We start from the raw sequence: 24,054 nt of genomic DNA, 5'->3' as shown, positions 1-24,054 counted from the left end.
GATCGGCGAATGATTCCATTATAATCATTCGGACTATACTGTATACGGATCGATTGCCGAAGGGCTGGGGAGGGGATTAGCGTGTCTTTATTCCGAAAATATCGTAGCCAATATGGCCGATCGTTTTTGATTGCTGTCGTTTTTCTTATGTTTGAGGCACTTGCTGATCTGCTGCAGCCAGCTATTCTTGCCATTATTATTGATAAGGGCGTATTAGCCGGCGATATGCGGACTGTCTATTGGTGCGGAAGCTTGATGCTGCTTGTTACCGCATTGGGCGCGGTGAGCGCGCTGATCCGCAATTTGTTGTCGAGCCGCGTATCCCAGCGCTTCGGCGCGGAGCTGCGTGCGGACCTGTATGAGAAGATGCAGACGCTTCCGACGGATGAGCTCGATCGATTAGATCGGGCTTCGCTCATTACAAGGCTGACGAATGATGTTACGCAAATTCAAAATTTCGTCAACGGGCTTATGCGAATATTCGTGAAAGCGCCTTTACTGGGAATAGGGGCCGTCATTATGGCAGTACGCCTCAACCCGCCAATGTCCATCATCCTGATCGCTATCGTACCGATTGTCGCTTTCCTTATCGCAATGAATCTGAGGATCGGTTTCCCCCGTTTTGCACGGGTACAAGAAGCCTTAGATCGGATGAACGGCTATACGCGAGATTTTTTATCCGGCATCCGAGTCGTCAAAGCGTTCAATCGATATGAGGATGAAGCTGTAAAGTTTGAGCATTCGAACGAATCGTATCGGCAGGCGAGTGAACAGGCGCTGCGCGGGATGGCGATTTTCAATCCGCTGATCGCATTGACTGTGAATATCGGGATTGTGATGATTTTGTGGGTTGGCGGCTTGCGGATCGATCACGGCCACATGCAAGCGGGACAAGTTGTAGCGTTTATCAATTATATGCAGCAAATTTTATTCTCCTTAATGACGATCTCAATGGTATTCAATACGTTCGTACGGGCCAAAACGTCCGCAGGCCGAATAACGGAAGTGTTGGCGAAACCAAGTCGTCCAACTGGAGCAATCCTACCAGCTAGCGGCGAGCATTCAGCGCAGGCGGGCAAGCCTTGCATTCAATTCGATCATGTGACGTTTTCCTACGAGGGTGCAGCGGGAGAACCGGTGCTTCACGATTTAACGTTTACCATCGAACGCGGTGAGACTGTCGGCATTATCGGTTCGACGGGCTCAGGCAAAAGCACATTAGTTCACTTGATTCCGCGCTTCTATGATCCAACGAATGGCTCGGTGTTCGTGCATGGAAACGATACGAAGCAGGTTGATCCGGCTTCGCTGCGCAGCCGAATGGCAATCGTGCCGCAGCAAACGGTCTTGTTTACGGGCACGATCAAGGACAATATTCGTTGGGGGAACGAGGCGGCGACGCCGGAACAAATCGAAGAAGCGGCATCGGTGGCAGCAGCGCATGATTTTATCGCGGCATCGCCTCTGGGATACGACACGATCGTTGGTCAAGGCGGCGTAAATTTCTCCGGCGGGCAGAAGCAGCGTTTGTCGATTGCGAGGGCGCTGGTACGCCAGCCGGATATATTGATTTTGGACGACTGCACGAGCGCGCTCGATGTCGTAATCGAAGCGAAGATTAAAGCCGCTTTGAAAAAGGGCGCGGGTAAGGTGACCTGCCTGCTGATCGCGCAGCGAATGAGCTCGGTGATGGACGCAGACCGTATCATCGTCATGGACGATGGGCGGATAGCGGGAATTGGCAAGCATGAGGAGCTGCTGCTCAATTGCAAGGTTTACCAAGAAATTTACCGCTCGCAATGGGGGAAGGAGAACGATCAGCATGCCGCAGCAGCACAATGCTAACGTGAAGGCAAAGCGGCCGGACATTCAAGTGCCTGTAGGGCCTAGGCCAGGAGGAGGCGGTTTTGCGAGCCGCCACCGTGGACCGGGCTCCAAGCCGAAGCATTTGTTCGGCGCGGTGAAGCGATTATGGGGCTTTATTGGGACAGAACGCCGGCGGCTCAACGTCATTTTTGGACTAGTCATCGTCTCTGCGGGCATTGGGCTTGTCGCGCCTTATTGGATCGGGCAAGCGGTGGATGCGATGGAGGGCGGAAAGGATAACGTTTCCTTCTCGCTGCTTCGTATCGTGCTCCTGTCCCTTCTTGTGGCCTACCTAGCAGACGCAGTAATCGGATTTATGCAAGGCCGCTGGATGGCGGGGATCGCTCAGCGAATCGTTCTTCGCCTTCGGCGCGAATTGTATCGAAAGCTGCAGAAGCTGCCTCTCCGTTATTTCGACAGCCGTCGCCATGGCGATGTGATGAGCAGGCTTTCGAACGATATCGACAACGTCAGCAACACGATTTCGCAATCCACGGTTCAGCTGATGTCTGGCGTATTGAGCATTATCGGTGCGTTAGCTATGATGCTTGTGCTAAGCCCCATCCTTACTGCGGCAAGCTTAATTACGGTTCCGCTCGTTTATGGATTGACACGTATGATTGCAAGAAGAACGAGCGAGCTGTTTAAGGCGCAGCAGGCTCAGCTGGGGGCATTGAACGGCCATATTGAAGAAACGATAACAGGCGTACAGGTCGTTCAAGCGTTTAATCAAGAGCAGCGGGCCATTCAAGAATTTAATGACATAAATAATAAACTTCGTGAAATAAGTACAAATGCGCAGGTTTGGTCCGGTTTGCTCATGCCGTTACTTAGCGTCATTAATAATGTCGGATTCGCAGCAGTTGCGATCGTTGGTGGCATCTTGGGCGTTAAAGGGCACATATCCGTCGGGGTCATTGCAAGCTTCTTGACCTATTCCCGCCAATTCGTCCGGCCCTTGAACGACTTGGCAGCCACGTACAATACGCTGCAATCAGGCATTGCTGGCGCGGAACGCGTGTTTGAAGCGCTCGATGAAGAGGAGGAGACGCCGGATGCAGCTACCGCTATTCCAATGATCGACCCTCAGGGGAGAATTGAGTTCCATAACGTTAGTTTTGGGTATAAGCCTGATGAGCTGATTTTGAAGCAGCTAAGCTTTGTTTCCGAGGCAGGCACCTCTACGGCGATCATTGGCCCAACGGGCGCGGGGAAGACGACGATTATTCAGTTGCTGACGAGGTTCTACGAGCCAACCGAAGGTATGATCACGATAGACGGCAAGCCGCTCACAGCCTATACGCGCGATAGCCTGCGCCGAAGCTTCGGCGTTGTTCTTCAGGACACGTACTTATTTTCGGGAACGATCCGCGACAATCTCAAGTACGGGAAGCCAGATGCGATGGATGACGAAATTGTACAAGCAGCGAAGCTAGCGAATGCCGATACGTTCATCCAAAAGCTGCCGAACCGATACGAAACCGTACTGACGGAAAATGGCGGGAGCTTGAGCCAAGGTCAGCGTCAGCTGCTTGCGATTGCGCGTGCAATGCTGGCGAAGCCGAGCATGCTTATTTTGGATGAGGCGACCAGCAGTATCGATACAAGGACAGAGCTGCATATACAGGAAGCATTGGCGAAGCTGATGCAAGGCCGGACCAGCTTTATAATCGCCCATCGGCTGAATACGATTCGAGATGCGGATTCCATTATGGTGATCGGCCAAGGAAACATCGTCGAACGGGGAAGCCACGATGAGCTCATGGCGGCGCAAGGGGTTTATTATGAAATGATGGCGAGCGTACCGGTCGCGACGCCAATGAAACGGCCTGATGTCGTTTATGACGTGCAGGATAACAAGGTCAAATAGCGAATGTCAGCATAAAAAATGCATGCGGTGGAGGCATTAATATGGACATGTTCGATATCGACTGATTCGAGCAGCTTCGATCGCTTAGCATTGACAACAAACAAGCCTGTTGGCACTGAGCCAAAGGCTTGTTTTTCGTTATTCTAATATCCCGCTGTTGAGGATCTTAATTTTTACTACCGGCTTAATCTTGAGCTTGGGATACTGCTCCCGCCAGCTTATTCGTTGGTACAATTTTGGATGGAAAGCCGCTACCTCATGCCCGAGCTGCAAGTAATCACAATTAACCTTTTGCAAAGTGGCGATGACGCCGGATGCCTTTGCGGTAATATCTGCACCGATTTCCGCTTCCAGCTTTGCGAGTTGGCTCGCGCGATTGTGGATTTCCAATCCTTCTTCGACGAATTTGACTTCCAGTTTTAAAGTAATGTCGATCTCGCGGAGCCCGTTGGCATCATGGATAATATCGTAATCCCTTCTAGCTTTCTGGACGAGAATCGAATAGTTATTCGCTGCGGCCTTTCCGATAAACAGCTGCATTTTCCCCGGCGCCCCGTCCATCAGATTGGCAAGCAGCGTTTCATCGTCATTGAGATTGACGCCAGTATACTTTCCATCTCTAAACAAGGCGGCGCCTGCAAGACGCACACTGTTTTCATGAGGCTCAAATCGGTTGAGCGCAAAGTCGTTTATAAACTCGGTTCCCCCTAGCAGGTAATGCAGCATTTTTTGGGATGGGATATTTCCACGCTTCTTCTCATCATCGATCAAGCTGACCAGATAATTGGAGATGGTCTGTTCTCTTATTTTCTTCCTGGCCAGCAGTTCCGATAGATCGCCGTCGTACACCGCCAAATAAGCGTACAAGGGATTTGATAAAAATTGACTGGTGACATTCAAGTGGTTTAATGGTTGGTCCTTGGCGAATTTCGCACTGATGAGATACAGCCTCGTCTCCAGCACGGAAAGAACGCCAGGCATTTTCTTGTTTATTTTAGCAACGGAGTCGTACAGGTTTGAGCCAGTCGAATGAAGATATAAGTTGGATGGATCTCCTCCTCCCTGATGGGCATTCCGAAGCGAGGAAACCACGTAATGGACATCGAGTTGATTGCTGTCTCCTTCATAATCGATCCCGACGACATCAACAAAAAGCAGCTTCTTCAGCTGAAGCTGATCCCAACACCCAGTCAGCAGCAGACAAATGATTAATGCGGCAATTATTCTCTTCATGTCCCGCTCCTTGCCAAACCGCGAATCCCGGAAATCATGAGCAGGACGATAGGCAGAACGACCACTATAATTACGGAGGCTTGATCCTGAATCGAAGCAAAATGTAAAATGTCGGAACGCTTCGTGACGAAGAAGCTCCCTATGAAACCAAGTCCTACAATCGTCCACACCCATCTATGCTGCTTGCCCAAGCCCTGACTACGCAGATGCAGGAACGCATTGGCTGCAAGAAAGTAATAGACGTAGATCGTTGTCGAAATAATGCTTGCATAGTAGATGAGGAATAAGATGTCGATGCTTTGCAAGACTTCTACCCTATAGTTCTTTAATATAAATACGATCGGCTCCGGAATCATGTTGAGCTGTCCCAAGCCAAACTTCATCGTGCAGATCAGACAGACGGCAACATAGAACACGATCGTGAAACCATTCGCCAGCGTCATCGCAAGCAATAGATTCTTTTTGCTCTTCGTTTTAACGTAGGGGTAGGCGTATAGGAGCAGTTCATAGCCAACATAAGAGCTGAAAGCGGGATATATGCCTTTGATAACCGGAGACCAGCCGCTAGGCAAGATCGGCAGCAGATTTTTCGCGTCCAGTCCGTAAATTCCGCTGAAAATGATCAGCAAAAAACTGATGTAAACGAAGAACATGAACGATTGCGATAAAAACGCAAGCCTCTTCAGCGTTGACGTTGCAGCATAGCCGCACACGATCAGAAGCATAAGAATGATTACCCAAGTTGGCGTAAGCACAAATATCCATCTTTTCAAGATGTCGGTATACAGCAAAATTAACACAAGACCGGAAATGGCGTAATAGCATCCATATAACAAAATGACGCCCGCGCCAATCGGCTTGCCAACAATAAGCGGGAGATAGCCATAAATATTCCGAAGCGGATATCGGCTGCCGAGCCACCAAATCAGCAAGATGCCTACTTGTGCAGCCAATCCGCTAAGCAACACAGCCAGCCAAGTGTCATGGCCAGCAATTTCCGCCTCCGTATGCGGAAGCGACAGTACCTCCGTACCCAGCTGTGTCATGATGACGAGCGATATCAACTGTCTCCCGGTGATGGTTTCTTCCTTCCTCAACGTTTCCAGCTCCTTGGATTCCGTAATCGAGTATGGTTGCTTGGCGCCGTTTCTCCCGGTCGCTTGCGCATGCTCCAGATCGGTGCGCGAAACAACGTATCCTTCGCATCATTCAAGGAGAAGGGCGGCGAATAGTAAGGGATTCCCATCGTGTTCATTTGGCACAAATGGATACAAATCACCATGAAGAAGAAGACGAGTCCCAGCAGGCCGAACAACGAAGACAGGATAAGCGCCGGATAGCTAAGCAGGCGAACAGCGCTGCTCATCTCGTACGATGGCATGATAAAGGAGGCCAGCCCCGTTAGAGCCGCGACGATTACCATGGTGTTGGATACCAAATTAGACTGGACTACTACCGTTCCGATGACAATGCCGCCGACTACGCCGATTGTTTGGCCGATTGGGCTTGCCAGCCGGATCGTCGCTTCCCTTAAAATCTCAAGCATGAGGATCATTGAAAGCGCCTCGAAGACAGGAGGGAACGTGACGTTTGTAACCGAGCTTTGCAAGGTATTGACGAAATTAATTGGCAGCAGCTGCGGATTAAACGCATTGACCGATACATAAAAAGCAGGCAGACCAATCGTAATAAAAAAGCAGCAAATACGTAAAAATCGAAATGCCGTGCCTAAAAACCAGCTTGAATGGTAATCATCCGGGCTTTGAAAAAATGACCAGAACGTTACCGGCAGGATAATCGCATCCGGTGAACCAGCAGTACTGATGACGGCTTTACCCTCCATCAAATAGGAGCGGGCACGATCGGGTCGTTCAGTAAAGAGCAATTGAGGAAACAAGCTATATTTTTTCTCCCGAATCAGCTCGTCAATAAATCCAGGCGCTTCGACATAATCAATGTCAATGCTGCTGAGCCTCTTGTGCAGTTCTTCAATAATTGCCATATTCGCGATCGACTTGATGTACATGACAGCTACCTTCGTTTGGGAAAGCCGACCGATGGTATACGTTCTGACGATAAAATCCTTGGAGCTGATCAGCTTGCGCATCAGGTTAAGATTCGTATCCAAATTTTCAATAAAAGCTTCGTTCGGCCCTCGCAACACTCGCTCATTGGTTGGGATATTAATCGAGCGTTCTTTCTTTAAATCCACCCCGAGCAAGTAAAGTTTGTTTTCCCCTTTGCGCAGCAGGATAGCTTTGCCGAACATGATTGCTTGTCCTGCATCCTCTAATCGATCGGTTTCGGTATAGTCCAGAATAGAAACAACATCCTGAATGGCGTCGTTCGGACGGAGAAGCAGCGGCTGCAATATATATTCTTGCACGAGGGAGTAGTCAATCAACGTATCGAAATAAAACAGCCGAATCTCCGCGCCCCCGATCATAAGGGATTTGGCTATGTAGTCGCTCTGTTCAGAAAAAAGCTCGTTAAAATACTGCTCTGTCGCTTCAATAGATAGGCATGCCTTCATTCATTTCCCCTCCTGCTAGACCGATTTCCTTACTTTAACCTTTGAAATTCATAAATATGTAAAGAAAAAACAGCGGTGACAAGGACGCCATTGCAGGTCCTGGTACACCGCTGTTTCTTGTTTTTTTAGCTTCTATAATCGGATTGCATTAAACGCTTGGCATCGGAGTAGGCGTTGGCTTCGCATAGCCGGTTTTGTATTCGGCGTCAATCGTTGTGCGAATTTCTTTGACGGTTTTGCCTTCCTGCTTCATGAGTGCAGCCTTGAGCGCGATTTCCATGCATACGCCGCAGCGCGTGCCGTGGTCGTCCCAGACGACAGAGCCATCCGCTTTGATCTCGGAAATGAAGCAATTCAGGTTGCTCTTATGCCCGGCGCTTTCGCCACAGCCGCAGTAGCAAGGAATCCAACCAAGCAGATCAGTTATCGTAGATGCCGCTTTATAGGCGAGATAGATCTCGTTCGCTTGGGCGGTCAAGAAGGAAGGCAGCTCTTGTAAGGAAGCGGTTGTCTCCTGCAAGTCACCGTTAGCAGCGTGTGAGCGGTGGTCGTGGGCAGCTTCGGCTGCCGCAGGTTGTTTGGCAGCAGGCGGGCCGCTGCTGCAGCCAGCGAGCAGGGAGCAGCAAATCGCGCCAGCGAGGACGATCGATTTGGCTGATTTGGTCATAGGCAGCTTATCCATATCGTAAGATCACTTCCTTCACAATCGAGAATGGTGCACGCTTATTCGGAGCTAAGCATGTCGGTAAGGAGAGGGATGATCTCATTTATCCAAGCGCCTTCCGGATCTGCCCATAGCGTATCCCATCCAAGCGTCGCCGCTTGGGCAAGGTTTGCCCGCGAGTCGTCTACGAACAGAATAGGGCCGCGTGCGGCGGCTTGGGATGCGGCAATTTCATAGATCGGCAGATTCGGCTTAAAGCTGCCCGCAGCGCTGGAAACGGTTAAGCTTGTGAGCCATTGCGTGACTTCGGCCAGCTTTGGAGCCAGCCATTCCTCGCGATGGTTGCTGAGGATATGAATATCGGCAATGCGGCTCCATGCTTGCAGCTGTTCAATCGCAGGCAAGGGCACAAGATGCTTCAGCAGCATTTGACGGCCATCAGCGGCTGTTAACGCTGGCGCATGCTGGGCTGCCCACTGCCAAAATTGCGTCTCAGTAGCTGCGCCTGACCATAGGTCGTCGCGGATTTCTTGCTTATAGCTTGTCCGAAACGTTTCGTAGGGGACCAGAGTGGTCTCTGCTAGCTCCGTCCAGAATCCTGGCGTCAGGTTTGATAATAATACGCCGCCAACATCAAGAATAAGCTGCGGCTTGGGATGATTCGTTTCGGTCATGCGAGGCCTCCAACTGCGATTCATTGCGTTTAGTCGGCAATTATCATATCACGGCGCTCTGTAACTGAGAAGGTTTCTGCGGATTAAATTCAATTATAGGTTTGTTTTTGGAGGGAAAGACCTTATATAATCAGTAATGACATTGTTATATTCCAGTACCGTTTAGGAGGATCTATCTAATCATGACACAATCCAATGATCGCAAGCTTCTCGTATTCGCCGGCTCCTATGCCGAATCATCCGCAAGCGGCGTCTATGTGTATCAATTCGACGAGCAGCAGGAGCAGCTGACGCTGATCAATGCATATGGCGGTTTGCAAAATCCGACATTCCTGAATATCGATGCAGCGAACAAACGGCTCTATGCGATAACGGAAGGGAAGTCGGCAGAAGGCGCCAAAACAGGCGAGGCAGCAGCATTTTCCATTCATCCGGAAGAAGGCACGCTTCAGTTTCTGAATCGTGGTCTAACCGTTAACGGTCCTACCTGCCACATCCAACGCGATCCGGGCAGCGACTACTTGATCGTTACGAGTTATCATGGCGGTACGGTCGGACTGACGGCGCTGACATCGGATGGCCAAATCGGCAGCCAACTGGATACGCAGCAGCATGAGGGACGCGGTCAGCATCCTGAGCGCCAAGACCGTCCTCATCCGCATTCGTCGATGTTCAGCCCAGACGGACGTTTCGTGTACGTACAGGATTTGGGTCTGGACCGGATTAAGAAATATACGATCGACCGTGCGGCTAACCAATTGGCGCTGCAAAGCGAGATCCAGTTGCACCCAGGCGCTGGACCGCGCCATTTGGCTTTCCATCCAACGGCGCCTTGCGCGTACGTTATCAACGAGGTGGATTCGACAGTAACGGTTCTTGCATACGAGCAGGCATCCGGCGACCTGACGCCGATCCAGACGATTTCGACGCTGCCTCCAGAAGGCTTCGACGGCGAGAATACGACAGCGGAAATTACGGTTTCTCCTGATGGACGTTTCGTATATGGATCGAATCGCGGCCATGATAGCGTGGTGGTTTATGCCGTCGATGAAGCGACAGGCAAATTATCCGTTGTTGAGATTGTATCGGTCGAAGGCGGCCACCCGCGCCATTTCGCTTTGACGCCGAACGGCTCGCATCTTATCGCGGCGAATCGCGACACGAACAATTTGGTTATTTTCCGCATCAACCGCGATAACGGACGCATCACGTTTACGGGCAACAGCGCAACGGTGTCCAAGCCGGTATTCGTTCAACCGGTTGCATTCTAATCCACGCATAAACGACAAAAGGGGTTGAGCGGCGCTTCTGCGCCTGCTCAACCCTTCTTTATCATCGTGCCTGGAATTACTTCGCGCGCTTGAAGCCTTCTTCGGTCAAATATTCCACCGATTCCTCCAACGTCTCGAATGCGCAATCCAGCGCATCGAGCGCCCAAATGTACCAAAGATCAGCGTCATCCTCATACCGGAGCAGCAGCACATTGCCTTGCTTGTCTTTCCAAACCTGATCCTCTGCTTGGGGGGCAGATTGTCCCGGTTGATTGTTGGATTCTTCCTCTGCGGGCTCGCCCGAGCCTGTCATCGATTCAATTGAACGCTCCAACAGGTTGCGCAGCGTCTGCTCATCTAAGTCTCGAATGTTTACGAGCCCCTTGGCATCCTTCGCTACATCCGCAAGCAGACCGGCGTAGACATAACCATTGCCATTAGGATGCAGGTGATAAACGACATTCTTGCGTTCGACGGCACTTTCCTCATATTGAAAATTAATGCGTCCGAGTGAGACGTCCTTGCGTTCTAGCTGGGGAAACGATTGTATAATCTCAAGCTTCTGTTCGAACGTTAGCATCCATAATCCTCCGCCAATCGGTTTTAGAATTGCGAGTCATTATAGCATAGGCAGCATGGTTTCGTCCAAAAAATCAGTTGCATAGGCATGCAGGTCGAAATATGCTAGACGCATAAGGTTAATTTGCTACGACTCGTAGAATAGGATGGAACCCGATGTTATATTATATGTTTGCCCTAATGACAGGATCTATGATTGCCCTGCTGCATGACTGGCGAAGCGCATCGAATCGGTGGGCAGCTTGTTTTCTGTTTTTCGCAGCGATTGGAGGCAGTACAGATCTCTTGGAGCAGTCTGTTAACGGAAGGCTTGCCGACTGGGCCGATTTTCTTAACCAAACGGTAACCCCGTATGCGCTGCTCGTGTTTTGCCTTGTATTTACGGGACAGCTTGAACGGATGCGTGCGTTTCGCCAAGCAATCACGCAGCTGGCTTTGTTGGCGCCAGTGGGTGTAATGGCCATCATTACGCCGTTTTCGCCGGAGCTTCGGCTTAACTACTGGGTAATGCTGACCTGGACTTCGCCCTATTATTTGGGGGCATGCTGGCTGCTGCTCCTGGCCTATAGGCGAGAACGAGAGCCGGCGCGCAGGCGAACGATGTTTATTACCGTACTGGTGATGGTGCCTACAGTTCTTGCTGTGACGCTGTTTATTGTGCTGGGCCGTGCGTTATATCCGCAATTCGATTACTTTCAATATGTAGCCGTATTTTTCGCTTATTCACTCGTCGTTGCGCTCCCTGGGGTGTTTTTCTATGGGGTAATAGGCGTGAAGCTGCGTTTTGAGCGGGATTCCATGGCATCGACGATGCAGGCGGTTGGCTCAGGTGCTGCGCTGCTGCAGCATACGGTAAAGAACGAAATCGGCAAAATCGCAATGGGCACCGAAAATTTGAAGTCGCTCATGGATGCAGACAGTAAGGAAGCCGTGGAACAATTGGCAATCATCGAGCGGGCAGCGGAGCAAATGATCGCGATGACGGAACGATTGCATGAGCGTATGCGCGTCATCACGCTCGTCCAGCAGCCGTGCCGATGGGACACGCTGCTGGATGCACTGCTTGCCGGACATCGCATGCAGTGCGAAGCGCTTGGTATTCAGCTTCATGTGCGGTATGCGACTCGCCCGGTCGTCGTGTGCGACCCGGTCCATCTGCGCGAAGCGATAAGCAATATACTGGCAAATGCGATGGAAGCAATGCCTGCTGGCGGACAATTGACGATTACGGTCGAAGCGAAGCGCCGATATGTGCGATTATCGGTTCGCGATACGGGCAAAGGCATTCCGCTGGACGAGCAGCGGCATGTTTTTGAGCCATTTTACAGCACCAAGAAACGCACTAGCAATTACGGACTTGGATTATCTTACGTCTATATGTTCATGCAGCGAAGCGGCGGATCGGTCGAGCTGTACAGCCGTATTGGTGAAGGAACGATCATTACGCTACAATTTCCGCGCACATCGCTTGTGCAGGTGTAGATAGAATCGAATGGGGGAGCAACAAGATGGGAGTAGTCGAAACCACGAATCCGATTAAAATCTTAATTGTCGAGGACGACCCGGACTGGGTGCGTTCGATCACGACGTTTCTTCATTTGCAGCCGGATATGCTCGTGGTCGGTGCTGCATTGAGCGGGGAAGAAGCCGTTCGATTAGCGGCGAGCTTGTCCTATGACATTGCCCTGATCGATTTTCATTTGTCCGAAGAAGGGCTTAACGGAGTACAAACGGCGCTCGAGCTTAACGAGCTGAAGCCTGCGAGGTTTATTATGCTAACCTCTGAACGGGATGAACGACGGATGACGGATGCGTTTACAGCGGGGGCATACGAATATTTGGACAAGGCGAGATTTCGCGAGCTGGCGCAGACGATCCGCAGCGTCCATCATCATCCGGAAGCGATGGATGCGCTGCATAAGGAGCTCAAACGGCTGAAGCGCGAAGAGCAGCTGAGCAGCCTGACACCGGCGGAGCGAGAAATTTTCGAGCGGATCGAGCAGGGCCAGACGCATGCGGAGATGGAGAAGCAGCTGGTCAAAGCAGAAAGCACGCTCAAAAACCAAATCAATAAAATCCTTAAAAAGCTCGGCGTGAAAAGCGGACGCGAAGCGGTGGAGAAGGTGCGCCGCAATGGGATTGGGAAGCCGTGACAATCATGTTGCGACGAATAGAGTCGTAGGGAAACATTTGCCCGATGGCTCTTTTTGTTGTGGAATAAGTTCTACGAAACGTAGTACCCCTCTTCCGAGTAGTTCTACAAAAGTCCCACCTGCAAGCGAATCCATGCTTGCGATACACTTTCATTATCGAGAAAGCGAGGCGAGCCCCAGATGGCCATTCATGCTCGAATACCAGACCATTTAAGCATCTTGTTGGTGGATGGCGAATGTGCGCTGTGCCACGGGATGACGCGATTTACCGTTCAACGCGATAAGCAGGCCAAGTTTCGGTTTGCTTCGCTTCAATCAGAGGCGGGCCAGCATTTGCTAATACGAGCAGGGCTTGATCCGCATGCTTTCGATTCGATGGTGCTGCTTGAACAGGGGCGCGTGTACTTGCGTTCCTCGGCGGCATTGCGTGTTTTGCGAGGATTAGATGGCGGGTGGCCGTTATTATTCGGTTTGATCATCATTCCTGCGCCAATTCGTGATTTTGTGTACAGGCGCATCGCCAAATGGCGTTATCGGCTGTTCGGGCGCGCAGATGCTTGCCTGCTGCCAAGCATTGCTGGTCAAAGCAGGTTTGTGGACGATATCGAGTCACTGCATAAGCTTGAGCCTCAATCGTAATCCAAGACAAGGGGGCGGCTACAATGCGGACAAAACGCGCCAAGCCCATTTATATCGAAACGTTCATAAAGACGAACATGGACGAGCTGTGGAAACATACGCAGCAGCCGGAGCTTCATGAGCAATGGGATTTGCGTTTTAGCGAGATCCGGTATTTGCCTCGGAAGGCCCCGGATTCTCCGCAATCGTTTCATTATCGTACGCGGCTTGGCTTCGGGCTCGCGATCGAAGGGACGGGCGAAACCGTTGCTCATACGAATAACCACACAGGCGAGCGGGTGTCAACGCTTCGTTTTGGCTCGGAACAGCCCCTGTCGTTAATCCGGGAAGGAAGCGGGTATTGGAAGTACACGCTTACGCAAAATGGCATCGTTTTTGCTACGCAATACGATTATAAGACCCGATTCGGGGCAGCGGGCCGATGGTTTGACCGTCTCGTATTCCGGCCATTGATCGGTTACGCAACAGCTTGGAGCTTCGATCTACTGCGAATCTGGCTAGAACATTCATCTAAACCAATCGACAGCCTACAACGCGCAGCCATTCATTATGGATCTTTGCTCATGCTTGTCGTCCTGTGGCTATATGAAGGACTCGTTCCAAAATGGCTATTCCCCGAAGGGGGAGAGCTGGCCTTGTTACAAGCAACGAATCTGTTCCAAGGCGCTGAGATTCTCATGCTTCGAATGATCGGCTTATGCGAGATGATCATCGGCATTTGGATTGTGACAGGCCATCGGCGCGCAAGCTGCTACTGGATACAGATAGGCTTGCTCTCGTCCTTGGCTGCTGCGGCACTCGTGACGAAGCCTGACTTGCTGCAAGCGCCTTTTAATCCGCTCGTACTGACGTTGGCGATGATCGGTTTATGCTTGTCTTGCGGATTGACGATTGATCGGCTGCCTCGGGCGCGGAATTGCATTCGCGAACGCAAGACGCGAGGGAAAGGGAAGAGAAGGTGAGGGGATTGGATGGTATCGATTTATGAGCAGGCATTAGGCAAGAACTTTGAGCGACTTCATCCTCGCATACAAGAACGGTTCGGGTTTGCTAGCGCTGATCATATTGCCTCGGTCGGCACAGGTACGATGGAATGGATTTGGTACAACCGATGGGTTACGCCGCTGCTCTGTGTCGGCGCGAGCCGGCATATTATGTTTCCGCAAGGCGGCTCTGATGTTCCGTTCACGATCGAAAATTATGCGTACATCGATCAGTTCGGAAGAGAGACGGTTAGCTGGATAAGGCGATTCGACTTCGGTCCTTTGACGAGACATTTTGATGCTACGATGATCTATAGCGAGCAGCGCAGAGGCATCGTTGATTATTTGGGAAACAAACAGCATCTGGCGGTTGATCTTCGCGTTCACGCTGCGTCGAATGGCGGCATTCAGTTCACGTCCGGCGAGCAGCGATTTTATGAAGGCATGCTTGGCTTTCGATTTCCGAAGCTGTTCACGGCAACGGCTAACGTAAACGAATGGTTCGATGAGGAGCTTCAAAAATTTCGAATCGCAGTCGAGGTTCGCAACCCGGTGATCGGGACGATTTTCAACTATCGGGGATCATTCGAAGTCTCAATGCTGCGCACAGAGCCGAACGGCGTCCCCAATCATATCAAACCGCTGCGCGAGGAAATGCGAGAGTAGGCCGCTTCGATTTGTAACATGCCCGTTTATTTATTATGATGGAGTCTCTAACGCTATCATTCGTTACGGGAAGAGGGGATGACGCTTGCTCTACGCACTAATTCTTCTCATTGTGCTTTTCGTCTTCTATATCGCTTTCATCTTGCCTACACAATGGCTGAAGATCGAATATGTTCATCATTCTACTAAGCTCGGCGGCATTCGCATGCTCCAGATCAGCGATATTCATGCCGAGAAAGCGCGCATAACGCCTGCGAAGCTGCGGCGGGTTATCGATCGGCTGAAGCCGGATTATATCGTGGTGACTGGCGATTTTACGCAAAAAGCAAAACATCTGCCCAAGGTGCGCCGCTACGCAGAAGCCATAGGCGGTGCAGGAATTCCAACCTATGCGGTGCTCGGCAATCATGATCATCGTTTGGATCGCGATCATCTGCAACGGCTGGTGACCCTGCTTGGCGACTCCGGTATCCGCGTGCTGCAAAATGCATCCGTACTCGTAGATAACAAGTTTCGGTTTGTCGGCATTGACGATTATGGCTCCAAAAAAAGCAAATTTAAAGCCGCTTATCGGCAGGTCGAGCCCGGCATGCCGGTTGTCGTCTTGACGCATGATCCGAACGCGGTGCTCGAGCTGCCGTATGCTTATCATTACTTGGTTGCAGGCCACTTTCACGGAATGCAGTTTCACGTGCCGTTCCTGTTTCGTTTAGTTAACAAAGGAAGGCTTGCAGCAGCAGGAATCTACAAGGGGCTTCACCGATCAGAACAAGGCGCTTATTATATTTCCAAAGGGATCGGCCAAGCCGGTCCCAATGCGCGTTTTCTCGTTAGGAGCGAAGTGACGCTGCATGAGCTGTAGCGTCACCTATTGAGACGATTTCGCATGTGCAGCTTGATAGGCAGCGCAGATCGCTGCGATTCGCCCATTAACATCGTCGCTCGTGTAGTAGCCGCCATGGTGGCAGACCACATGCGAAATCGGATATGCAGCCAATTGCTCGAGCGAAAGCATCGCTTGTCCGTAGTCCGACGCGAGCTGCGGGTCCGAGGCGCTTAGCTCACCATTTTCGACAACTAGCGCATCGCCAGCGATTAACGTACGGCTTGCCTCGTGGTAGAGGCTAATATGGCCGGGCGTATGCCCTGGCGTGTCGATGACGATTATGCCTCCGCAAAGCGGAATGCGGTCGCCGCCTTTGATTAAGCGGTCAACCGGCGCGCTGGGCGGGTGCTCCAGCATCGCTTTGAAAGCTTTGCGCCATTGCTCAGGCACTTCTGGCGGAATCATCGCATCTACATTCGCTAACACTTCATCCGTAATTTTGATGAGTCGCCGCTCGCCCTCGATATAGGGCTTCTCTAATTCATGTGCTAACACATCAACAGGCCGAGCTAAATGTGCGAGCAAATCAGGCAGGCCTCCGATGTGATCAATGTCCTGATGCGTGATAATGACGGCGCGCAGCTGCTGCGCGTCGCTTCCGGCCGAAGCGATCCCCTCAATCAAATCAGTCAGTCGTCCGGGATATCCCGTATCGACAAGCACGGCTTCCTTTTCATCATAGATGAGCACAGGATGCACCGTGCTCGGCTGTCCCATAGCCATCGCTGTTACGCTTAATTGATAAATTCCCTCCGCAATTCGCAAAACGTTCAGCCTCCCATTGCCGCATTGGTTTTATGAAGCGTACCTATCGTACTCCCAACATCAGAAATGGTCAATTTCAAAATATATTATTATACCATAAAAATAATTATTTGTCAATATGTAAAATACGGACATTTTGCGGCGAAAAGGAGGCTCTCGCTGTCGCGGATAAAGATAGTATTCGGTTGAAAACGCTATTAAAATAGAAGAGGAGATTGACTAATGGGTATTGGAGGAACATACATATGCCAATTTTAAAACCGCTTCCGCGCACGACACCTGAGAGCGTAGGCCTGCCTAGTGAATCGATCCATGCGTTTTTGGATGAGCTGGAGCAGCAAGCGTTAGAAGTTCATAGCTTTATGATCGTACGAGACGGTCAAGTAGCGGCAGAGGGCTGGTGGGAGCCGTACGGCGCAGACATCCCTCATCTTATTTTTTCGATTACAAAAAGCTTTACGTCGACGGCTGTCGGCCTCGCCGTACAAGAGGGTCGATTGACTGTCGAGGACAAGGTCGCTGCCTATTTCCCGGGGGAGCTGCCTGAGCAGCCGTCCGAGCGGCTGCTTGCCATGCGTGTGCGCGATTTGCTTGCAATGGCAAGCGGGCACAGCGGCGATCCGACGGAAGCCGCTATTCAAGAAGGGCGAGACTGGATCCGAGCGTTCCTGCATGAACCGCTGGATTACGCGCCAGGCGAGCATTTTACATACAGCAGCGGCGCGACGCATATGCTGGGCCTTATCGTCGAGAAGGTAACGGGCCAGCGGATGGAGCAGTATTTGGCGCCGCGTATTTTTGAACCGCTGGGCATTCAAGTCGACTACTGGAAGACGCTTCCGGAAGGAAACGTTGCGGGAGGCTGGGGGCTTTGCTTGCGGCTGGAAGACGTAGCCAAGCTGGGGCTTCTCTATCTTCAGAAGGGAATGTGGGAAGGTCGCAGGCTGTTGGACGAAAGCTGGATCGAAGCGTCGGCTGCGCTGCAGGTGCCGAACGGTACGGAGCAGGATTCAGATTGGTCGACAGGATATGGCTATCAGCTGTGGCGCTGCCGCTTCGGCTCTTACCGTTTTGCAGGGCTCTTCACGCAAAAATGCGTCATCATCCCGCAGCACAATACGCTTGTTGCAGTGAATTGCGCCGAATGGCGGGAGCAGGAGGTGCTGAACGCGATTTGGAACCATATCCTTCCGGCTCTAGCGGATTCCGGGCAGCCTATCGTTCAGCAAACAAGCGATCTGCAAGCGTTGGAAGCCCGCGTCTCGGCGCTGAAGCTCGGCGAGCCGCAGCTGTTATCGATTAAGCCGCCAGCAGACGGTTTGTGGTACGGCCGCACATTCCATTTGTCGGCTAATCCGGCAGGCTGGGCATCGATCTCGTTGCAGGAGCAGCAAGGAAAGCTTGTAGTGACGATTGAGCAAGACGGACATTCCATTCAGCAAACGTATGGATTTGGCGAATGGGCGCATGAAGGATCCGGCATGGATCGCTTGGCCGGATTAGCTGGCTGGACGAGCGAGGGCGTGCTTTCTTTGCTGCAATATGAAGTGCAGACGCCATTCAATCGCCATGTAGCGATCAAATTAACAGGCTCGGCCATCGAGGTGACCATGAAGCGTAACCTGGCTTGGCCTACCGGCAACTGGCTCGATGAGAATCTAACCTTCCTAGGACAAGAGGGCTAACGGCCGGATCGGAATGGTCAGGTGATTACGGCCAGCCATGTAAAGCCACACTAACTGTAATAGAAAGGAGGAATGAACGATGGGAAACATGCTTTCGCCGAAGCTTGACCGCATGTATATGCTCGATTGGCTGAAGCAGCTGCTGGAGACGCCAAGCCCAAGCGGATTTTGCATGTCGATTATGGGGCTGATTGAACGGGAGGCGGGAAGGCTGGGCTATCCCGTCGAACGTACGCCCAAAGGGAATGGCATCATCACGATACCTGGCAAAAAGAGCGGAGAGGCCATTGCGCTGACGGCGCATGTCGATACGCTAGGCGCGATGGTTCGTTCGATTAAAGGAGACGGTTCGATTCGTTTCTCTCCAATCGGCGGTTATGCGATGCAAACGGTAGAAGGCGAGTATTGTACAATCCATACGAGAGACGGCAGTCAATATGAAGGAACGGTTTTGTCGACTAAACCTTCCGTTCATGTTTATGCCGATGCTCGCGAGTGGAAACGGGACGAAGCGAATATGCATATTCGGATCGATGAGATGGTCGAATCCAAAGCGGATACGGAGAAGCTGGGCATCGCTCCAGGCGATTTTATTTCGTGGGATCCGCGCGTCCGCATGTTTCCGAATGGCTGGGTCAAATCACGGCATCTGGACGACAAAGCAAGCGTGGCAGCGTTGTTCGGCATGCTCGAATGGCTGAAGCGAGAACGGCGTACACCAGAGCGAACAGTTCATATGATCATCTCAACGTATGAGGAGGTCGGTCATGGCAACGCGTTTGTTCCGGCTGATATTACGGAGCTGATCGCCGTTGACATGGGTGCGATCGGCGATGATTTGTCCACGACGGAGCATGACGTATCGATCTGCGCCAAAGACTCCTCCGGCCCTTATGATTATGGGATGACGACGAAGCTGATCGACTTGGCGAAGCGGGAATCGATCCCTTTCGCCGTCGACATCTATCCCTTCTACGGCTCGGATGCCTCCGCAGCGCTGCGTGGCGGCAGCAATATTCGAGCTGCTCTTGTCGGTCCGGGCGTCCATGCCTCGCATGGCATGGAGCGGACGCATGCCGATGCGATCGTCAGTACGGCAGCGCTGCTGCTCGCTTATATTGTGGAGGTGATTGAATGAACGCTCGTTTGAAGCGGCTGATGGAAGAGGCGGAGAAGCAAGGCTGGCAGGCTGCGCTCGTAACGAATCCGAAGCATGTCTATTATCTAAGCGGCTTCCGCTGCGAACCGCACGAACGGCTGCTGGCGTTGATCGTAACCTCCAGCGGGCGGACAGCGCTGCTTGTGCCAGAGCTTGATCGCGCGGGCGCGGAAGCCGCGCAAGCGGTTGATGCGATTCATTCGCATCGCGATACGGATGATGCGTATGCGGTATTGGCTTCTGTGATTGGGGCGCACGCGAGCGGGCTAGTCGCGATTGAGAAGGAGAGCATGACCGTCACGCGATATGAGCGGCTGCTCGCCGCGCTGCCTTCGGCGAATTTGACCGGAATGGATGCGTTCTTGACGGCCATGCGCGCAGTCAAAAGTGAAGACGAAATCGACCGAATTCGTCATGCGGTCAAGCTGATTGAGCAGGTGCTTGCCGATACGCTGCCGCTTGTGAAGCCCGGCGTGACGGAGCTGGAGCTTGCTGCGGATATCGACTACCGGATGAGAAAGCTGGGGGCGGAAGGCCCGTCATTCGACACTACCGTATTAGCGGGCGAGAAGTCGGCATTGCCGCATGGATCGCCGGGACTTCGGCAAGTTCAAGCAGGCGAGCTGTTGCTGTTTGATATGGGTGTTTATGCAGAAGGTTACGTGTCGGATATTACGCGAACGTTCGCTGTGGGCGATATTTCCGAAGAGCTCAAGCGAATTTATGATACTGTGCTCGAAGCGAACCGGATCGGGATCGAAGCGCTGCTGCCGGGCAAAGCGATGTCTTCCGCGGATCGAGCCGCAAGGCGGCATATTGAGGGCCAAGGCTATGGCGAGCTCTTCACCCATCGGCTGGGGCATGGGATAGGTTTGGATATTCACGAGTATCCATCTTTGCATGGCGCGAATGAGGATTTGCTGCGCGAGGGGATGGTCGTAACCGTGGAGCCGGGCATTTATTTGCCTGGCATAGGCGGGGTGCGAATCGAGGATGATGTTCTGGTTACGGCGAATGGTCCGGAATCGCTGACGACATTCCCGAAGGCGCTCACTGTAATTGGTTAAAAACGGCGATGCAGAATTTTATTTCTGCATCGCCGTTTTTTTATCGCCTATTTACTTATGCCCAGCAAGCCAACTGCTAAGTGCCGTAATCTCCGCATCGGACAGCTTATCCTTAAACGATGGCATGCCGCCGCGACCGTTCGTGATCGTCGTTTTGATCTCATCCTGCGACAGCTTGCCGCCAACCTTCTGCAGGTTGGGCCCTACGCCGCCGGCTAGGTCCGTCGCATGGCAGCCGATGCAATTGGCTTGATACACCTTCTCGGCGTCGGCTGCGGTCGTTTCGCCGCCCTCGGTTTGCGTCGTATCCGGCGTGCTGGGCGTCTCATCCTTGTCGCTTTTGCCGCATGCGGCAACAACGGCGATCATCAGCAGCACGAGGGCGGCGATCGCCATCTTTTTCATCGTCATATTCGACCCTCCTAGAGGTAAGCCCATGGAATGGCTTGAATGGATGTCATTCTTCCGTAGGTTGTCCTGAAAAACATTCCTTATTCGGGCGATTCCATGTGATCACGCATAACAGCGATACTGCTGGATATCCTATACTCAACTGGCAATATGCCGGTATTCCAGCAAGAGCAGGAGAGGGAGGACATGTCCGATCACGACCGCCGGCAAGAGGATTTAATCAAGCATTTGACGGAACTTAGGCGCAGATTAATTGTCACCTTTAGCGTGTTCGTGGTGACGCTGTGCGTCGGCTTATATTTGTCTCCAAGCCTTCTACGGTATTTGAAAGCCCAGCCAGCGGCAAGAGGCGTGGAATGGAACGTCTTCTCGTTCACGGATGGATTGTTCGTGTACTTGCGCTGCGCATTCCTGTTCGCTGTCATTCTCACGCTGCCGCTTGTTCTTTACCAAGCTTGGGCATTCGCGCGGCCCGGGCTGACGGAAACGGAAGCGAAAGGCACGCTTTCGTACATCCCGGCGTCCTTCGCGCTGTTTGTGGGCGGCATCTCGTTTAGCTATTTCGTCGTATTTCCGATGATGCTGCGGTTCATGCAGCGCATGAATGTAAGCGTTGGAGCGGTGGAGACGTACGGGATCGACAAATATTTCGGGTTTATGTTTAATGTGATTTTCCCGCTCGGCATTGCGTTTGAGATGCCATTAGTGATCTTGTTTATGACACGAATCGGCCTGCTGACGCCAGAGAAGCTTCGAACGTCTCGCAAATACGCTTATGTTGCATTAGCAGTCGTAGGCTCCTGTATTTCGCCGCCTGATTTTGTGTCGCATTTGTCGGTGACGATTCCGCTTCTTTTGTTGTATGAGTCCGGCGTATTCGTCTCGTCACGCGCTTACGGCAAACGCAGACAATCGCTCATGCCAAGTCCACAATAATCGTTTCGCAGGAAGGAAGGACAACTCACATGTTCAACAATATTGGCGTATCCGGGTTAATTATTATATTTGCCATCGCTTTAATCGTCTTCGGGCCAGCGAAGCTTCCGCAGCTTGGCCGCGCCTTCGGCGATACGCTGCGTGAGTTCCGCAATTCGACTAAAGGAATTGCCGATGATGACGTGATTGACGTCAAGAAGGAAGATTCGAAGCTGCTGCCTTAGCCGCTTACGCGCAAAAAAAAGAGATTCGCCGCTCAACCGATTGCTCGCGGTTGGGAGGGGAATCTCTTTTTCGTTACACAAGCAATCCGCCTTTGTTTCGGTAGGTCATAATGCCTTCCGCCGTGCGATAAGCCAGCGCGCCGACCGTTCCGGTCGGGTTGTACCCGGAGTTATGCGGGAATGCGCTTGCGCCAACGACGAAAACATTATCCATGTCCCACATCTGGCAATACGAGTTAACAGCGGACGTATCGGGTGAGGCGCCAATGATAACACCGCCTGTATTGTGCGTCGACTGATACGTTGTAATCTCGTACGGGCCGAGCTCCTTCAGCTGGTTAATCGTCTTCGCGCCCATTTGTTTCACGATTTCGGCGCTTTTATTCGCTAGAAATACAGCGAGCTGACGATCCTGCTCCTCAAAATCGAAGGTGATCCGGATGAGCGGATCGCCGAACGCATCCTTGAACGTCGGGTCCAAATCGAGAAAATGATGCTTAAACGACATGGACGAGCCTTGCCCGCCGACAGCAAGTACGCGGTTTGCATATTTTAGCGAGTTTTTCTTGAAATCGGAGCCCCACGACGGCGAATCCGGCGGAACGGGATTGTTGGCGATCGGACGTTGGCCGGTTTGGGACAACGAGATCGAGCCGCCATGAATAAATTTGAGATCGGAATGGTCAAAATTGTCGCCGTTGTAATCGTCTAGATTAACGCCGAGCGATCCCGCACCCGCGAAGTTGTTGAACTGCTCTTCCTCGAAGAAGCCTGCCGCATTCCCTTTAATAACCTGGTACGCGTAGTTTTTGCCGATTACGCCGGTTCCTGTAGCCGGGTTATACGGCTTGCCGATGCCCGATTGCAGAAGGAGCCGCACATTGTTGAACACGTAGCTCGTGACGACGACGATGTCGGCAGGCTGTTCGATCTCTTCGCCAGTCGTGACGTCTGTGTAAAGAACGCCTGTTGCTTTGCCGCCCTTATGTAAAATGCGCCGCACATTCGAGTGCGTCCGGATTTCGAATTTGCCGGTTTTATTGGCGACAGGGATGACCGTCACGACCGGGTCGGCTTTGGCGCCGTACTCGCAGCCGAAGCGTTCGCAATAGCCGCAATATTGGCAAGCCGCGCGGCTGACGCCATCGGGGTTCGTATACGTTTGCGATAGATTCGCTGAAGGCATCATATACGGATGAAGGTTAAGCTTGCTGGCAGCATCAATAAATTTGGTAATCGCTGGCGTCTTGAGCATTGGCGGCGTTGGATAGTCTGCCGAACGTTTGCCGCCCAGCGGATTCGTCTCGCCTGAAATGCCGGCCGTCTTCTCGAATTTATCGTAGTACGGTTCTAGCTGATCATACGTAATGCCCCAATCTTGAATGGACATGTCGGCCGGTATTTTGTTTTTGCCATACCGTTCAATCGTTTTGCTGCGGATTTCAAAATCGTACGGGAGAAACCGAAACGTCTGGCCATTCCAATGAACGCCGGAGCCGCCGAGGCCCTCGCCAAGCAGGAAGGAGCCGTATTGCCGCATCGGAAGCGCCCGGATCTTCTCGGTACTGCGAAACGTGATCGTTTCTTTGGACAAGTCTTGCATTAAATCATAGCGAGAGCCGTAGCGGAGCTCGTCATGAACCATATAGTAATCTTCAGTTTTTCGCTCGCGGCCTCTCTCAAGGCCGACGACGTTCAAGCCGCCTTTGGTCAACTCTGCGGCAATGATGCCGCCCGCCCAGCCGACGCCAACGATAACGACATCTGTTTTTGGCAATGTTTTGGCCATC

General features: G+C 52.0%; 23 protein-coding genes. 14 read left to right on the top strand and 9 right to left on the bottom strand.

Annotated elements, in window-relative coordinates; all coding sequences use genetic code 11:
• Positions 1-81: 81 nt before the first annotated feature.
• A complete protein-coding gene (locus PAECUDRAFT_RS05635; RefSeq protein ID WP_006037154.1) occupies positions 82-1,845 on the top strand; it encodes an ABC transporter ATP-binding protein in 1,764 nt (587 codons plus the stop codon).
• A complete protein-coding gene (locus PAECUDRAFT_RS05630) occupies positions 1,823-3,736 on the top strand; it encodes an ABC transporter ATP-binding protein (RefSeq protein ID WP_006037153.1) in 1,914 nt (637 codons plus the stop codon). Before PAECUDRAFT_RS05635 ends, PAECUDRAFT_RS05630 begins: the two co-directional genes overlap by 23 nt.
• 138 nt (positions 3,737-3,874) lie before the next feature.
• On the opposite strand, the gene PAECUDRAFT_RS05625 is transcribed toward PAECUDRAFT_RS05630, so the two are convergent.
• The 5 genes from PAECUDRAFT_RS05625 to PAECUDRAFT_RS05605 all read right to left on the bottom strand — a co-directional run bounded on the left by PAECUDRAFT_RS05625 (position 3,875) and on the right by PAECUDRAFT_RS05605 (position 8,840).
• A complete protein-coding gene (locus tag PAECUDRAFT_RS05625; protein ID WP_006037152.1) occupies positions 3,875-4,969 on the bottom strand; it encodes a Ger(x)C family spore germination protein in 1,095 nt (364 codons plus the stop codon).
• Positions 4,966-6,066 (bottom strand): GerAB/ArcD/ProY family transporter, encoded by a 1,101-nt coding sequence (locus PAECUDRAFT_RS05620; protein WP_006037151.1) that lies wholly within the window; start codon positions 6,064-6,066, stop codon positions 4,966-4,968. The genes PAECUDRAFT_RS05625 and PAECUDRAFT_RS05620 overlap by 4 nt, the downstream gene beginning before the upstream one ends.
• Entirely contained in the window at positions 6,063-7,502 is a 1,440-nt protein-coding gene (locus PAECUDRAFT_RS05615) for a spore germination protein (RefSeq protein WP_006037150.1), read from the bottom strand. Before PAECUDRAFT_RS05615 ends, PAECUDRAFT_RS05620 begins: the two co-directional genes overlap by 4 nt.
• Positions 7,503-7,650: 148 nt before the next feature.
• Positions 7,651-8,169: a PCYCGC motif-containing (lipo)protein gene (locus PAECUDRAFT_RS05610; protein WP_006037149.1), complete on the bottom strand. Its 519-nt coding sequence runs from the start codon at positions 8,167-8,169 to the stop codon at positions 7,651-7,653.
• 56 nt (positions 8,170-8,225) lie between these two features.
• The gene (locus tag PAECUDRAFT_RS05605) at positions 8,226-8,840 is read right to left on the bottom strand and encodes an HAD family hydrolase (protein WP_006037148.1); all 615 of its coding nucleotides are present in this window, start codon (positions 8,838-8,840) and stop codon (positions 8,226-8,228) included.
• 182 nt (positions 8,841-9,022) lie between these two features.
• Between PAECUDRAFT_RS05605 and PAECUDRAFT_RS05600 the strand changes: the two genes are divergently transcribed.
• On the top strand, positions 9,023-10,111 hold the full coding sequence (locus PAECUDRAFT_RS05600; RefSeq protein ID WP_006037147.1) for a lactonase family protein: 1,089 nt from the start codon (positions 9,023-9,025) through the stop codon (positions 10,109-10,111).
• Positions 10,112-10,187: 76 nt separating this feature from the next.
• On the opposite strand, the gene PAECUDRAFT_RS05595 is transcribed toward PAECUDRAFT_RS05600, so the two are convergent.
• Positions 10,188-10,691, bottom strand: a complete 504-nt coding sequence (locus PAECUDRAFT_RS05595; RefSeq protein WP_006037146.1) for a hypothetical protein — start codon at positions 10,689-10,691, stop codon at positions 10,188-10,190.
• A gap of 155 nt (positions 10,692-10,846) precedes the next feature.
• Here PAECUDRAFT_RS05595 and PAECUDRAFT_RS05590 point away from each other — a divergent pair, with 155 nt between their 5' ends.
• From PAECUDRAFT_RS05590 to PAECUDRAFT_RS05565, 6 genes are all read left to right on the top strand, one after another.
• Complete coding sequence (locus PAECUDRAFT_RS05590; protein ID WP_006037145.1) at positions 10,847-12,172, top strand: sensor histidine kinase; 1,326 nt, start codon at positions 10,847-10,849, stop codon at positions 12,170-12,172.
• A gap of 26 nt (positions 12,173-12,198) precedes the next feature.
• Complete coding sequence (locus PAECUDRAFT_RS05585; RefSeq protein WP_006037144.1) at positions 12,199-12,843, top strand: response regulator; 645 nt, start codon at positions 12,199-12,201, stop codon at positions 12,841-12,843.
• 180 nt (positions 12,844-13,023) lie between these two features.
• On the top strand, positions 13,024-13,482 hold the full coding sequence (locus PAECUDRAFT_RS05580; protein ID WP_006037143.1) for a thiol-disulfide oxidoreductase DCC family protein: 459 nt from the start codon (positions 13,024-13,026) through the stop codon (positions 13,480-13,482).
• Between the two features lie 23 nt (positions 13,483-13,505).
• A complete protein-coding gene (locus PAECUDRAFT_RS05575; protein WP_006037142.1) occupies positions 13,506-14,444 on the top strand; it encodes a DoxX-like family protein in 939 nt (312 codons plus the stop codon).
• 9 nt (positions 14,445-14,453) lie between these two features.
• Positions 14,454-15,131: a DUF4166 domain-containing protein gene (locus PAECUDRAFT_RS05570; protein WP_006037141.1), complete on the top strand. Its 678-nt coding sequence runs from the start codon at positions 14,454-14,456 to the stop codon at positions 15,129-15,131.
• Positions 15,132-15,216: 85 nt separating this feature from the next.
• Positions 15,217-15,993: a metallophosphoesterase gene (locus tag PAECUDRAFT_RS05565; RefSeq protein WP_006037140.1), complete on the top strand. Its 777-nt coding sequence runs from the start codon at positions 15,217-15,219 to the stop codon at positions 15,991-15,993.
• A 6-nt stretch (positions 15,994-15,999) separates the two neighbouring features.
• Here the strand turns inward: PAECUDRAFT_RS05565 and PAECUDRAFT_RS05560 are convergent, their stop codons facing one another.
• Complete coding sequence (locus PAECUDRAFT_RS05560; RefSeq protein ID WP_006037139.1) at positions 16,000-16,782, bottom strand: MBL fold metallo-hydrolase; 783 nt, start codon at positions 16,780-16,782, stop codon at positions 16,000-16,002.
• Between the two features lie 245 nt (positions 16,783-17,027).
• On the opposite strand from PAECUDRAFT_RS05560, the gene PAECUDRAFT_RS05555 reads away from it, so the two are divergent.
• The 3 genes from PAECUDRAFT_RS05555 (at position 17,028) to PAECUDRAFT_RS05545 (ending at position 20,693) form a co-directional block, all read left to right on the top strand.
• Complete coding sequence (locus PAECUDRAFT_RS05555) at positions 17,028-18,467, top strand: serine hydrolase domain-containing protein (protein ID WP_006037138.1); 1,440 nt, start codon at positions 17,028-17,030, stop codon at positions 18,465-18,467.
• Between the two features lie 79 nt (positions 18,468-18,546).
• Positions 18,547-19,605 (top strand): M42 family metallopeptidase, encoded by a 1,059-nt coding sequence (locus PAECUDRAFT_RS05550; RefSeq protein WP_006037137.1) that lies wholly within the window; start codon positions 18,547-18,549, stop codon positions 19,603-19,605.
• Positions 19,602-20,693, top strand: a complete 1,092-nt coding sequence (locus PAECUDRAFT_RS05545; protein WP_006037136.1) for a M24 family metallopeptidase — start codon at positions 19,602-19,604, stop codon at positions 20,691-20,693. Before PAECUDRAFT_RS05550 ends, PAECUDRAFT_RS05545 begins: the two co-directional genes overlap by 4 nt.
• Positions 20,694-20,744: 51 nt before the next feature.
• Here PAECUDRAFT_RS05545 and PAECUDRAFT_RS05540 read toward each other — a convergent pair whose 3' ends face one another.
• Complete coding sequence (locus PAECUDRAFT_RS05540; protein ID WP_006037135.1) at positions 20,745-21,104, bottom strand: c-type cytochrome; 360 nt, start codon at positions 21,102-21,104, stop codon at positions 20,745-20,747.
• Positions 21,105-21,290: 186 nt separating this feature from the next.
• Here PAECUDRAFT_RS05540 and tatC point away from each other — a divergent pair, with 186 nt between their 5' ends.
• Positions 21,291-22,040, top strand: coding sequence for a twin-arginine translocase subunit TatC (tatC, locus tag PAECUDRAFT_RS05535; RefSeq protein WP_006037134.1), 750 nt, complete (start codon positions 21,291-21,293; stop codon positions 22,038-22,040).
• A 29-nt stretch (positions 22,041-22,069) separates the two neighbouring features.
• Positions 22,070-22,264 carry a twin-arginine translocase TatA/TatE family subunit gene (locus PAECUDRAFT_RS05530; protein ID WP_006037133.1) on the top strand — a complete coding sequence of 65 codons (195 nt, stop codon included), beginning with the start codon at positions 22,070-22,072 and terminating at the stop codon, positions 22,262-22,264.
• Between the two features lie 73 nt (positions 22,265-22,337).
• Here PAECUDRAFT_RS05530 and PAECUDRAFT_RS05525 read toward each other — a convergent pair whose 3' ends face one another.
• The gene (locus PAECUDRAFT_RS05525) at positions 22,338-24,053 is read right to left on the bottom strand and encodes a GMC family oxidoreductase (RefSeq protein WP_006037132.1); all 1,716 of its coding nucleotides are present in this window, start codon (positions 24,051-24,053) and stop codon (positions 22,338-22,340) included.
• Position 24,054: the final 1 nt, after the last annotated feature.

The sequence above is a fragment of the Paenibacillus curdlanolyticus YK9 genome (assembly GCF_000179615.1).
Classification (GTDB): Bacteria; Bacillota; Bacilli; order Paenibacillales; family Paenibacillaceae; genus Paenibacillus_T; species Paenibacillus_T curdlanolyticus.
Note: the sequence above shows the minus strand (reverse complement) of the source record. Positions and strands in the feature narration are given on the sequence as shown.